Raw genomic sequence first — 14553 nt, 5'->3', positions numbered from 1 at the left:
CGGAATTTGTCGTTTTTATAAGGGAAGTTAATATGACAACTGCAAATGATATTCTAAAGCAGATTAAAGATAATGATATTCGCTTTGTTGATCTTCGTTTTACCGATCCAAAGGGTAAAATGCACCATGTAACCATGGATATTTCACAAGTTGACGAAGATATGTTCGCTGATGGTGTGATGTTTGATGGTTCATCAATTGCTGGTTGGAAAGCAATCAATGAATCAGACATGGTGTTGATGCCAGATCCAGAAACTGCCCATATGGATCCGTTCTTTGCCCAGTCAACCTTGGTTATCATGTGTGATATCTTAGATCCAATTTCCGGTGAAGCCTATAATCGTGATCCACGTTCTATCGCAAAAAAAGCCGAAGCCTATTTGAAGTCGCTTGGTATTGGCGACACAATCTTTGTAGGTCCTGAAGCTGAATTTTTCATTTTTGATGATGTGCGTTTTAAGGCTGATCCATATAATACAGGTTTCCGTTTGGATTCCAACGAATTGCCATCAAATGATGATTCTGAATTTGAAACCGGTAATCTTGCTCATCGTCCACGCGTTAAAGGTGGCTATTTCCCAGTGCCGCCAATTGATTCATGTCAGGATATGCGTTCAGAAATGTTGAGCGTTCTAACTGATATGGGTGTTGTTGTTGAAAAACATCACCATGAAGTTGCAGCTGCACAGCATGAGCTTGGTATTAAATTCGACACATTGGTGCGCGAAGCCGACAAAATGCAAATGTTTAAATATGTTGTCCATCAGGTAGCCAATGCTTATGGCAAAACAGCAACCTTTATGCCAAAGCCAATTTTTGGTGATAATGGTTCGGGTATGCATGTGCATTTATCAATCTGGAAAGATGGTAAGCCAACTTTTGCTGGTAACGAATATGCTGGTCTTTCTGAAAGCTGCCTATTCTTTATCGGTGGTGTAATCAAGCACGCCAAAGCAGTTAATGCATTTACAAATCCATCAACCAATTCTTATAAGCGTTTGGTTCCTGGCTATGAAGCCCCTGTATTGCTAGCTTACTCAGCACGCAACCGTTCTGCTTCTTGCCGTATTCCTTTTGGTTCTTCACCTGCTTCCAAGCGTGTTGAAGTTCGCTTCCCAGATCCAACAGCAAATCCATATCTTGCTTTTGCAGCGCTTGTCATGGCTGGTCTTGATGGCATCAAGAACAAAATACACCCAGGTCAAGCAATGGATAAGGATCTTTATGATCTACCACCTGCAGAGCTCAAGGAAATTCCAACGGTTTGTGGTAGCCTTCGTGAAGCACTTGAATCACTTGATAAGGATCGTGCATTCCTTAAGGCCGGTGATGTATTTGATGATGAAATGATCAATTCATTTATCGCTCTTAAGATGCAAGAAAATATGCGTTATGAAATGACGCCGCATCCAATTGAATTTGACATGTATTATTCCGTTTAATGGATCTTTGATATCTTTTAAATATAATATATAAAACAATGGGTTGTTCTTAATGGTCTATCCATTGTTAGCTTTTTTTTAAATTTTAAGGAAAAGTTTTCTGTAACGGTTTCTTAAAGTCTGTTGCAAACTGTTTAGGCATATTGAATAGTGATATTCAATATGCCTTTTTTTTGATGTATTCGCTTTTTATCAATCAATTTTAGGCTATTGATTTGTTGATAGATAATCTAAAGCTCTTGAGTTAATGAAAGCTAAGAGCTTAGCTTGCACAAAGTTTGGCTTTTTTATTAAAATTGCTAATGAAAAATTTAAAAGTGAGTATGGCAGGACAATGAAACTTAAGAAGCTATTAGTTGCAAGCTTTCTTGCAAGCATCGTTTTGAGCAATGTGGCATTTGCGCGAGAAGCAACCCAAAGCGAGTTGAAAGCGCTTAATGAGGTTGCAAGCAATTATCGTGATGCGACAGTTAACAAAAATGTGGATGGTTTAATTGCCGGTATCCCGCCACGGGTGATCAAAATTTTAACCGAAATCTCTAAACCAGTTGATGGTATTCCGCTTGATGAGATAAAAGTTAAAGAAAATATTAAGCGTGATATAACATCTTTTACTGAAATTGCGAAAGTTCTCAGTTGGGAAGTTGATCTTAAAAATAAGAAAGCTGGTACACTAGATGTTACAGCCCAACAGAGGCAGAATAAAGAGACTGGCGAGCCTTTTTTTATTATTCCATCAACGACAGTTGTTGAATTGAAGGTTAAAAAGCAAAGCGCATCGATATCAGACACAAATGCATATGAGCTAAAGCGACAAAAAATAACATCGGATGTTATTGCCGTTCTTGACGAAGGCAAGTGGTATATTTTATCTGCAGATAATCCAATGCAATTGCTTGTTTATCAACGCGCATTTCCTGGTATAGAAAAAGCTCAATTACGTAAGCCTGTAATTGTTGACGCTAAATAATTTAAGTTTGTTATTCATTTTTACGTTGTAAGTTTAATTTAGCTTTAAAAATAATGCATTAAGATAATATCTTAATGCATTATTTTACTTTCTGTTCAATTTATACTTTAAATTATATATTATATGGACTGGTTACAATTAGTGCCATGTTTAAGCAAAATAAATGTAGCTACAGTTATTGCTTAGAGCGTCGATTAAGTGCAATTGATAGCTTGGCGACAAAGAGATAATAGTGCCAAATTATAGTGCTATTTTATAGTGCTGATTTAAAGTGAATAACTTATACGGGGTTTTGGAATGCAAAAATGGGGGCGATGGATTTACCTTGACTAACAAACACAAAAAAATTCGCTTTTCTAAGCGAAGCATCAAAAAATTACATCACTTTCCTTCGTCTATGCAATCAGATGGTATTAAAATTCGCGAGCGGCGGATTGTGCCTTTTTGTTTTCTATTCGCTAAGCGCTGTTTGGTTTATAGCTTTATTTTACTCGTGCTTTTTAGCGTATTGCTTGCCATCCTACTAAAGGTTGGTATCAGCGGCAATATGCTGGCGCAAAAAATGGAAGCGGCCTTGCAAGGTAAATTAGCCAATGTAGCTGAGACTAAAATAGATGATGCATCGCTTTCCTTTGATGATAGTTATCATTTGGCACTAGAGGCACATAATGTTGGGCTAAGCAATGTTAAAGGCGGTATAAAGATTGATAAAATTGGAACTTTACGACTTGGCCTTGCCACTTCGCCACTTTTAAAAGGTAATATCAAGGTAGCGCAATTTGAAATTGCGGATAGTAGGATCCAGATGCCAACATCTAATGATGGTAATTTTTTAGATAAATTACCGCAGGATAAGTCGGGAAATCTAGATTTTGATACCATTTCTCTTGCTTTATTTAAGGCATTAGATGGGGTTTTTTCAGCTTTAAAAAGTCAAGAAACCCATTTGGTGGTTATTCGCAATGTGTCGGTTCATTTTGGTAGCGAAACGGTGCAAAAGACGGTTTATATAGATGAATTATCGCTACAATATGAGAATAATTATATCTTAGCAACAGGAAGTTTAACGTGGAAAGATCAAAAAATAGCGCTGGAAGCCACGGTTAATACTTCTGCTTCTGGGGCTGCTGATAGCTTTGTGCTTTCTATGAAAGATTTTCCTTTTCAGCTTGGCGCCGATGATAGTGTTGCGCGCATATTTGCGGATGGACGACCAAATAATAATTATTTTCGTAGCCGTGGAAAAGTCAATCTTGCTTTGCAAGGCGCCTTAACAACTGAAACTACGACGCAATTGGGATTGACTTTGAGCCTAGGTGAAACTGGAACCGATATTGCTCAAGACAATGATATTGCAACAAGTGGTGAAATAAATCTGGCTTATAAAAGTGGTGATGGACAGATTGCGATTTTGCCTTCAGAGTTAATTCTTGGCTCGCTCTACTTGCCATTAAAAGGTGGTGTGCAATCGATCGCGATGAGTGGTGAGCAAGGTGTATATGCATTTAACCTTGTCATGAATGATGGTGCAGTCAAACCAGACGATGTAAAGGCAGCACGCCTTGATTTTAACGGTGAGATTAAAGGTCGCTTTTTCGCAAAACGAGCTTTTGTTGATTTTTCCCAACTATCACTCGAAACGAAAAATGGTAAAATCGACGGGAGCGGAAGTTTGCAATTTGGTGTTGGATCACCACAGGCACTGCTTGAGTTTTCTATGCCGCAAATGCCGAGCGATGAAATAAAGCAGATATGGCCAATTAATTTGTCACCAGGTGCGCGTCGATGGGTTGTAAGTCATGTTGCAGGTGGCGAGGTCAAAAATGCCAATTTGAAAATTAATTTTCCGCAAGGCATATTTGTACCCGGTGGTGTACCACCAGTGTTAAGTGAGAATGAACTTGTTCTTGAGGGGGAGTTTGAAAGAGTTTCAACTTTATTGGTTGGTGATTTGCCCCCCTTGCGCCAAGGCGCAGGGCGTGTTGTTATTAAAGGTACCACTACAGAAATTTTTATGGATAGTGCGATTTCTTATATCGATAATGAACAAGATAAGATTGAGTTGAGTGAAGGTTATTTTGTTATTCCATGGCGGCCCAATATTAAAGTTTTTGCAGATGCTTCCGCGCGCTTTAAAGGTAAGGTTAGCGATGTTGTAAGATTGGTTAGCCTAGATCCCATAAATGCTAAGGATAAGGTTCCTTTTAAGGCTGAAGAGGTTAGTGGCGACGTTTCTGGATTGTTGAAAATACGTTTTCCATTAATGCCGCGCCCTGATAAATCTCTCATCGATTGGTCAAGTGAGTTATTATTTGACCAATTATCACTGTTAAGCCCGCTTGATGGAAATATTCTTATTACGCAGGCCAAAGGTAGCGCAAAACTCAACAAAAGCGATATTACAATTGTTGCCGATGCAAATCTGAATGGAATTCCAGCTAATATTAACTTGCACCGTCCTATGGGGCCTTCTGATATCATACCCAGTGAAACTATTCGTATTCAATTAACAGATGATATTCGAAAAAAGTTGATGCCAGGTCTTAATTCCATTGTCTCAGGAACTGTTGCGTTAGAAATCGGGGCGCCCATAGAGGGCGCCCGTCCTGTGAAAGCGGATGTTTCTAATGCCGAAATTCGTTTGCCATGGGTCAGTTGGACCAAGGGTAAGGGTATTGCTGGCGAAGTGCAATTTTCATTCAAGAATGGTGGTGGCAATGTTAAAACTATTGAACTTCATAATTTCAGCTTGAAAGGTAATAGTTTTATGATTGCCGGCAATATACTCATTCAAAATGGTGCATTGCAGTCGGCAGATTTATCAAGAGCCAATCTTAATCGTGGCGATAGCTTAGGTTTGACTTTGCGTAAGACTAATAATGGTTATCGTATCGTGGCGAATGGTAAAAAACTTGATGCTCGTGCTTTAATAAAAATGGTGAGCGGCGGGCAAAATCAAGGCCAAGCTAAGTCTAATGATAGCCTTGATCTCATGGCCGATATTGATAGCCTTAGTGGTTTTTATGATGAAACTTTGAGCAATGTAAAACTTAAAATGGTTCGCCAAGGATCCTCCAGTGAAGATGTTACTTTTAATGCTTTGACGGGTGACAAAAAGCCAATTATTGCGAAAATTACGCGCAACAATAATAGTCGTGACATTGCCGTTAATGCAGCTAATGCCGGTGGGCTTTTACGTTTCATGGATTTTTACGATAAAGTTCGCGGTGGTGTTTTACAATTGTCGTTAAAATCTGGTGCAGATGGTACTTTAAAAGGACCCGTTAACGTGCAAAATTTTCAAATTGTTAATGAGCCACGTCTTGCGTCTTTAGTGTCATCAACGCCGCATAATGGCGGTAAGAGCCTTAATCAAGCCGTTGATGGTAAGCTTGATGTGTCTGTTGCTGTTATTGAGACGGCTTCTGCGCAAATTGGCAAGGGGGATAGTTTTTTGGTATTGGATGGCGGTGTCATTCGTGGTCAAACAATTGGCGCGACGTTTCAAGGTATTGTCTATGATGCATCGGGTAATATGTCTATGACAGGGACTTTTATGCCAGCCTATGGTATTAACCGTGTTTTCGGTGATGTGCCAGTGTTGGGAACAATCTTAGGCAATGGTCGCGATCGCGGTCTTATTGGTATCACCTTTAAAATTGAAGGTAAGGCGCGCGAACCCAAAGTAACTGTGAATCCAATTTCTGCCATTGCGCCGGGTATTTTTAGGCAGATATTTGAATATAAACAGCAATAACATTTTTATAAAATAAAAACCTTGTTCAGATACAGTAGATCTCTTTGCAATAAAGCACTCCTTAAAAATCTATTTTATGAAAATGATGCGCCTGCATTGCCTAAACTAACAATTTAATTAGGCATTCCATAGTTGCCTTAAAGGCTAATTTAAAAGCTTTGAATTTAGTGAAATTCGTGGGTAACTTCAATTTTTCCAATGATTGCCGCATCGAATGCATCTAACTCTTCAGCTGGAATCCAATATTCCTCATGGGCATTGCCGCCAGCAACTTGAATATCATATTGATCAAGAAAAGCCTTATCAACTTCCATGCGAGTTACAAAGCCAGAACCACTGCGCGCAACATTCCAATCACCTGCAATTTTTATCGCATAATCTTCGCTTAAAACTGGGTAGAATATCGGTTGGTCAGGTAATCTTGGTGGAAGGGCGGTCATATCTGTTTGCTCAATAAGTTTTAATTCTTCTGGGCCAACTGGACGCCAAAGAGTAACTGTTTCAACCATCATAGTGTGACCTCTTATAAAAATACCCGCCATATATTATTATATGGCGGGTAATAAACTATAAAAATTTTTTAGGTCAATACCAAATGGCAAGCTAATCTATTTAGTCATTGTTCTAGTGATCAAAAAAAGCCTTTTTTCTGCCACCAGCCGCCGCGCTTTGGCTTGTCGCCATCTTGCGATGAGGAAACGGTTATTTCTGTTTCCTTTGCTGCTACTGTTTGTGTATTTTCAACAAGCTCAGCATTATCGCTGCTAACATCATCAGCTTTGCGTTTACGGCGCGTGCGTGGCTTTGCTGTAACCGCTTTAACTTCGCTGTCTTTAGTATCTGGCACAACAACAACGTTTGTGGCAGCAGTTTCATTTACTGTCGCTTCAACTACGTTATCTGTTTTTGTAGCAGCTCTACCGCGTCGTGGTGTGGCAGCTTTTTGTTTTGCTGGCGCTTTTCGTTTAGCTTTCGTCACTGGCTTTTCAACCGCAACTGGGGCGGCTGCTTCTACCTTGGTGAACGGGCCAACCGGTTCCGCATGCGGAATAATTGCATTTTGGGCAGCATTTTTGCTCGATGCTAGGGCCAAATTATCTGTTGTTGCCACAACCGGTTGGTTATTATTTCTTCCTGATTGGCGTCCACGCCCACGGCCACGGCTATTTGACTTTTGTTCGCCATTACCTTTTGCTTGCGAGGTGGTTTGTGGTGTCGTAATGGCAATTTTTTGTACACCGTTTTGCGTAGCATTTACTGCGCTATTTCCTGTAACTGCTTTAGGGAAAAAGCCAACGGGCTCAGCTGCAGGAAGGAAGCGGTTGCGGCGGCTTTGACGTATTTCAGCTAGAGCTGCTTGTGCAAATGGCCCTACAGGTTCCGCAAATGGCAAGCGCTTACGATCATTATCATAATGGTCACGGTTACGACGACCACCACGGCGACCGCGCCGTCTGCGCCGGCGGTTGCGCTCTTCTTCGCTTAGATCGCTTGTTACGCTATCGCCATTAGCCTCTTGTCTGCGGTCATTATTGCCACGCTTTTTCTTGTTTTTGCGTCGTTTATTGTCATTTTGTGGCTCGTTAACCGTTACAACTTCTTCTTCATCTTCGATTTCAGGGATATCTTCATAAATTTCCTCTTCTTCGATGATAGGAGTTATTGGTATGATAACGGCTGGTGTACCTTCTGCTGGCGTACCTTTATCAATTGCTAAATGCTGGGCACCAACGGTTTCATCAGCTTCAACGCTAATGGTTAAGCCAAAACGCAATTCAAGATCTGAAAGTAGTTTACGCTTATGATTCAACACATAAAGTGCGGTGCTAACTGGAGTGCGAACGATGATGTTATTTTGGCCATTACGCAATAAATATTCTTCAATCGAGCGCATAACATGCAAGGCCACCGATGATTGGGAGCGCACATAGCCCGTACCAGCGCAATGCGGACAAACTTGCATTGTGCTTTCAAGCACAGATGCTCGAATACGCTGGCGGCTCATTTCCATGAGGCCGAAATGAGATATGCGGCCAACTTGAATACGGGCGCGATCATCTTTGAGACAATCTTTGAGCCTTTTTTCAACCGATCGGATGTTGCGTTTGTCTTCCATATCGATAAAATCGATAACAACAAGGCCTGCTAAATCGCGTAAACGCAGCTGGCGTGCAATTTCTTCTGCAGCTTCAAGATTGGTCTGAACGGCAGTTTCTTCAACTGAATGCTCCTTAGTAGAGCGTCCAGAATTGACATCGATAGCAACTAAAGCCTCGGTTTGGTTTATAACAAGATAACCACCGGATTTCAAAGTTACTTCGGGTTGCAACATACGGTCAAGTTGGGTTTCAATGCCGTTGCGTGCAAAAATCGGCGTTAATTCACGATAAGGTTGTACCACTTTGGCGTGGCTTGGCATAAGCATGCGCATGAAATCTTTAGCTTCACGATAGCCGCGCTCGCCAGCAACTGCAATTTCTTCAATATCCTTGTTATAAAGATCACGAATAGACCGCTTGATAAGACTACCTTCTTCGTAAACTAGGGCCGGAGCAACGGATGTCAGTGTAAGCGTGCGAACATTTTCCCAAAGGCGCATGAGATATTCATAATCGCGTTTTACCTCAACCTTGGTGCGGTTAGCGCCAGCAGTACGCAGAATAATCCCCATACCTTTAGGAACATCAAGTTCCTTGACAATGTCTTTAAGGCGTTTGCGGTCATTAAGATTGGTGATTTTACGGGATATACCGCCGCCGCGGGCAGTATTAGGCATTAAAACTGAATAACGACCAGCAAGCGAAAGATAAGTGGTTAACGCCGCACCCTTATTACCACGTTCTTCTTTTACGACTTGTACGAGAATGATTTGACGTCTTTTAATGACTTCCTGAATTTTATAATCGCGCTTATAAGACTTTTGTAATGTTGGAAGTTCTTCCAAGGCATCTTCCGCGCCAACAGATTCAACGCTATCTTCATCACTGTCGGTATCATCCGATGTAAGATCTAAATCGTCTTCGCCCTCTGTATCAATAGGGCTGTTTAACTCTTCATTGTCTTCTGAAATACTGTCACTATCTGCGGCGGCTGATTGAGCCTTGCGGTTGTTTTTCTTGCGATTAGCGCTTTTGCTTGCTTCTTCAGCATCTTGCTCCTGTTTTGCAGCAAGTTCTTCCGCTTCAAGTAATGCTTGGCGATCAGCTTGGGGAATTTGATAGTAATCAGGATGAATTTCAGAAAAAGCTAAAAATCCATGACGATTGCCACCATATTCTACGAAGGCAGCCTGTAGCGAAGGCTCAACCCGCGTGACGCGGGCCAGATAAATATTGCCCTTTAACTGTTTCTTATGATCCGATTCAAAATCGAACTCTTCAATCCGGTTACCGCGTGTAACGACAACCCGTGTTTCCTCCGGGTGGGAGGCATCTATGAGCATTTTGTTGTTTGTCATATTGCAATTTCCAACAAACCAAAGCTATAAGCTTCGCGATCAGCAGATAAATGCTGCGCGTTGCTGTTATTTTACATTGGCTTGCAAATACAGGTTTTGCCGGACCGGAGCAATGACGTGCGTCATAGCATTGCCAGAAGGCAAGACTATCGGTCATTTTCTCTTTTTTCATCCGTTCTGAATGAAGCATAACGGCTCCTGGCAAAACGATTATACTATAATCCGAATATCGGATCAGCGAAACTTTATTAAAATCCATTTTTACAAAAGCTCTTCAGCTTAAGCGGTAAAAATGTATAAAATCAATTAATGGGATCAATCTAGTCTGTCACACTAATGCTACCCAAAGATTATTCCATCTAGGTTAGAGCCAAATCTTTTAGCCAAAATTGCCAAAACTCGTTTGGTTCCTATACCTTTCCTCGTACCAATATTCTGCTCATTCTGGTAGTTTGGCCATGTATCCTTCACATGAACGCCAATTAATACCGCATATTACAAAATTCAGCATTTTTTGTTCTATTGTGTAGAAAGCAATCTTGCAAGCAAAATCCATCAATTAGACCAAGAATTATGATTTTTAGAATATTAGAAAATAATAATAGAAAGAGAATGAATAGGATTAAATCTTATATCGCAAGGGAAAGTGGCTAGGCTGTTTGCTGTAAGGTCTTGCAATTTTGGCGCAGAAAAAATAAGAAAACACAGCATGAAGGTCATAATCTTGCGATATTTAAATCTAAAACATCGTGAATTGGCGACTTGCTGACTTAGGTTTGTGTTGGCCAGGTCTAGTTTTATCTTACTCATATCTATTGGTTCTATATTGATGATTTTATCAAAAAAAATGTTTGCGCGCTGCTTATTTGTGATTTTTATTCCAATAGCATTTTTTTGTGCCTTGATTGTTCAAAGCTTTGGCGCGCCTATAGATGTGGCGAGGGATAATTCAGCAGAATTTAAAGTTTTAAATACGCGTCTTAGTGGTGATAATAGCCGGTTAAGAATTATCTCGGTTTTCAATGAAAAACCAAATTATAGTCTTATGCTGTTAGACAATCAGCCACGTTTGGTCATTGATTTGCCAAAAGCAGAATTTTTAATGCCAACGAAAGCGGTGACGATGAGCGGCATGGCAAAAGAATTGCGTTATGGAGCGATTAATGCGGCGCAGGCTCGGATGATTTTTACCATGAAACACGCCTTTGCGATTGAGCGTGTTGATGTTGAACCGCTTAATGATAATATTTGGCAGCTGGTTATTGATATAAAGACGGTGCCGGAAAAGGAGTTTGATAAGGCGGTAGAGCAAACCCGCAAATTTGAACAATTGCGGCGAACAGATCCTGACAATATTGTTGATGATAAAAAAAATGCCCATGCAGGCAATGTTAAAAATAATGAGTTTACTATTGTTATTGATGCCGGACATGGCGGTTTTGATACAGGTGCTATAGGTGTTAGCGGTGTTGAGGAAAAGAATGTCACCTTAGCCTTTGCCAAGGCTTTAAAAGCTGCGCTTGATGAAAAGAATTTTAAGGTTGTTCTCACGCGTGATGATGATACGTTTTTGCGCTTAGGTGAGCGTGTTCAATTAGCGCGCAGCCATAGTGCTAACTTGTTTATTTCCATTCATGCAGACTCAATTCATTTGCCCGAAATTCGAGGTGCAACGGTTTATACCTTATCGGATAAAGCGTCTGATTCCTTGGCAAAGGCCGTTGCTGATAATGAAAATAAATCAGATCTTTTAGGTGATTTACCACCTGATGAGCCACCAGAGGTTGCCGATATATTGATTGATTTGACACGTCGTGAAACCGATGGCTTTTCTTCACAATTTGCCGAAGGGGTTATTTCATCGCTTAATGAAGGCAAAATACGCGTTATTAATAACCCCCATCGTTATGCAGGTTTTATGGTCCTAAAAGCCCCCGATATTCCATCAGTTTTGATCGAACTTGGATATCTATCTAATCCTGATGACGAAAAGCTTATTACAGATCTCGCATGGCGGCACAATATGGTGCATATGATTAGCAATGCGATTGAAAAATATGCGCAAATGCGAATGGAAAAGGCTGTGCCGTAACTTGGTTGCCGGCATAGCACAATAAAAAGTGTCGCAACAAAGCTTACAATTTATGTGCCTATCGCAGGTTTTTAATGTTACTAAAATTTAATAGATTGTAAAAAATGAATAATGCCAAAATATACATCCAAGATTCTTTTCCGCGCTAGCCTATTAATAAAAGCGAAAAACGTCACTATGTATCAACAGCATCCACGGTAAAATTGGCATTTTTAGAAAAAATGATATAAGATTTTAAAAATATTTTTATTTTCCTTGTCATTTTCCTTGTCTTTGACGTATTTCAATGCAAATGGCTTTTTAACAATAGCTTTTCTCAATTTATAATGGTCTGAAAACAGTGTCACGTAAGTTTCGAAAAATTCTGGGATATACAGTTACTTCAGCATTAACCCTTGCAATTCTTGGGCTGGGCTGCGCAACCGCTTATGTCAATGAAGTATCAGATGAACTTCCCAATTATGAAGTTTTGGAAAAATATGAACCACCAGTCATGACGCGCGTTCATGCAGCAGATGGCGGTCTCATGGCGGAATTTTCCAATCAAAGACGGCTTTACTTACCCATTCAGGCTGTTCCAGACCGTGTAAAGGCTGCTTTTATTTCAGCTGAAGATAAGAATTTTTATAACCATTTTGGGCTTGATCCTGAAGGTTTGGCGCGCGCCGTTGTCAATAATATGAAAAATATGGGGTCGGGCCGTCGTCCTGAAGGTGCGTCTACAATCACGCAGCAAGTTGCCAAAAACTTTTTGTTGAACTCCGATGCAACAATGCAACGAAAAGTGCGAGAAGCCATTCTTGCGATGCGTATCGAAAAAGCCTATTCTAAAGACCATATCTTAGAGCTTTATTTAAATGAGATTTATCTAGGTAAGGGGGCTTATGGTATTGCCGCCGCAGCTCTTACCTATTTTGATAAATCGATTAATGAACTTAGTTTGGAGCAGATTGCTTATCTTGCTTCTCTTCCTAAGGGGCCTTCAAACTATGATCCTTTTACCCATACAGAGCGTGCACTAGAGCGCCGCAATTGGGTTATTGATCGCATGGTGGAAAATGGTTATGTTGATGCAGCCGATGGAGAAGCTGCAAAGCAAAAACCGCTTGGTGTCACTTTGCGCAGCAAAGATAGCTATATTTTCGGTGCAGATTATTTTAGCGAGGAAGTGCGCCGGCAACTTATGGCGCGCTATGGTTCAAATACCCTTTATGAGGGCGGCCTTTCCGTCCGTGCCACCTTAAATCCACAATTGCAGATATATGCTCGTAACGCACTTCAAAGTGGTCTTGTTAAGTTTGATCAAAATTTTGGTTGGCGTGGTGCTTATAAGAAAATTTCATTGGCAGGTGATTGGGGTATTGCTCTTGGTGAAATTCCAGCTTTTAGCGATGTGCCAGAATGGCAATTAGCGGTTGTCCTTTCTGCAGATAATAACAGCGTGCAAATTGGTTTGCAGCCTGAGCGCGAACTTTCCAATGCTTTATCGCCACAGCGTGTAAAAGCAACGATTAGTGCGGCTGATATGAAATGGGCTTATCGCCTTATTGATGGCAATGGTCGTCGTAGTACAGCAAAAAGTCCTGCCGGCGTGTTAGAGCCGGGTGATGTTGTATTTGTTGAAAAGAAAAAGGGCACCGACAATGCCTATCAATTACGACAACCGCCACGTGTGCAGGGCGCGTTGGTTGCTATGGAGCCGGTAACTGGCCGTGTTTTAGCAATGGTTGGTGGTTTTTCTTATTCACAATCAGAATTTAACCGTGCAACGCAGGCTTACCGCCAGCCCGGTTCTTCTTTCAAACCTTTTGTTTATGCCGCTGCGCTCGATAATGGTTATACGCCAGCATCTGTTGTGCTTGATGGCCCCGTTGCAATTGACCAAGGCTCAGGCAATATTTGGCGTCCTAAAAACTATGGCGGTACATTTGCTGGACCATCGACACTGCGCTACGGTATTGAACGCTCGCGTAACCTTATGACTGTGCGCCTTGCCAACGATCTAGGCATGCCAGTGGTGGCTGAATATGCAGAGCGGTTCGGTATCTATGATAAGATGCAGCCCGTGCTGTCAATGTCGCTTGGTGCAGGTGAAACCACTGTACTTCGCATGGTAACGGCTTATTCTGTTCTTGCAAATGGTGGACGCGCGATTGAACCATCAATGATTGACCGTATTCAGGACCGCTATGGCAAAACTATCTATCGCCATGATAAACGTATTTGTAAAGATTGTAATGTGAGCGTTTGGGATAATCAACCTGAGCCAGAATTGGTTGACGAACGTGATCAGGTCCTTGATCCAATGACCGCTTATCAGATTACGTCGATGATGCAGGGCGTGGTACAACGCGGTACTGCGGCCCGTTTAAACTATTTAAACCGACCAATTGCTGGTAAAACTGGTACCACCAATGATTCCAAAGATGCTTGGTTTGTTGGTTTTACACCTGATATTGTTGTTGGTGTGTTTATTGGCTATGATAACCCACGCTCATTGGGCTTTGGCGGAACTGGTAGTGCTTTGGCAGCGCCAATTTTCGGTAACTTTATGGAGCCAGCTATGAAGGGTAAGCCGAAAATTGATTTCAAAGTACCGCAAGGTATGAGCCTTATTGCAATTGACCGTAAAACCGGTATGCAAGCCCATGCTGGCGACCCAAATGTAATGGTTGAAGCATTTAAACCTGGTACCGGCCCAGCAGATGTTTATCAAGTTATCGGTGGGGCTGAATCCTTTAAGGAAGGTGTACGCGTACCGCTTATGTCACCCACCGTCAATGATGCGATTGGCCGTGGTTCGAGTGGACTTTACTAGGTTTAAAATTTCACCAT

The 14553-nt window shown here is 41.3% G+C and carries 7 protein-coding genes; 5 read left to right on the top strand and 2 right to left on the bottom strand.

The features are described from left to right. Positions 1–32 precede the first annotated feature (32 nt). From glnA to N5852_RS08740, 3 genes are all read left to right on the top strand, one after another. Positions 33–1442 (top strand): type I glutamate--ammonia ligase, encoded by a 1410-nt coding sequence (glnA, locus tag N5852_RS08750; protein WP_262097430.1) that lies wholly within the window; start codon positions 33–35, stop codon positions 1440–1442. Between the two features lie 334 nt (positions 1443–1776). Then, positions 1777–2412 (top strand): hypothetical protein, encoded by a 636-nt coding sequence (locus N5852_RS08745; RefSeq protein WP_262097429.1) that lies wholly within the window; start codon positions 1777–1779, stop codon positions 2410–2412. A gap of 325 nt (positions 2413–2737) precedes the next feature. Beyond that, positions 2738–6169, top strand: a complete 3432-nt coding sequence (locus N5852_RS08740; protein ID WP_262097428.1) for an AsmA-like C-terminal domain-containing protein — start codon at positions 2738–2740, stop codon at positions 6167–6169. 164 nt (positions 6170–6333) lie between these two features. Here the strand turns inward: N5852_RS08740 and N5852_RS08735 are convergent, their stop codons facing one another. Then, a complete protein-coding gene (locus N5852_RS08735; protein WP_262097427.1) occupies positions 6334–6681 on the bottom strand; it encodes an ADP-ribosylation/crystallin J1 in 348 nt (115 codons plus the stop codon). Between the two features lie 119 nt (positions 6682–6800). Further along, on the bottom strand, positions 6801–9626 hold the full coding sequence (locus tag N5852_RS08730) for an Rne/Rng family ribonuclease (protein WP_262097426.1): 2826 nt from the start codon (positions 9624–9626) through the stop codon (positions 6801–6803). Between the two features lie 934 nt (positions 9627–10560). Between N5852_RS08730 and N5852_RS08725 the strand changes: the two genes are divergently transcribed. Further along, positions 10561–11718, top strand: a complete 1158-nt coding sequence (locus N5852_RS08725) for an N-acetylmuramoyl-L-alanine amidase (RefSeq protein WP_262097425.1) — start codon at positions 10561–10563, stop codon at positions 11716–11718. A 340-nt stretch (positions 11719–12058) separates the two neighbouring features. Beyond that, positions 12059–14536: a penicillin-binding protein 1A gene (locus tag N5852_RS08720; RefSeq protein ID WP_410004207.1), complete on the top strand. Its 2478-nt coding sequence runs from the start codon at positions 12059–12061 to the stop codon at positions 14534–14536. Positions 14537–14553: the final 17 nt, after the last annotated feature.

Source organism: Bartonella sp. HY328, assembly GCF_025449335.1.
Lineage (GTDB): Bacteria > Pseudomonadota > Alphaproteobacteria > Rhizobiales > Rhizobiaceae > HY038.
The sequence above is the reverse complement of the archived record's forward strand: the minus strand, read 5'-3'. Positions and strand labels throughout refer to the sequence as shown.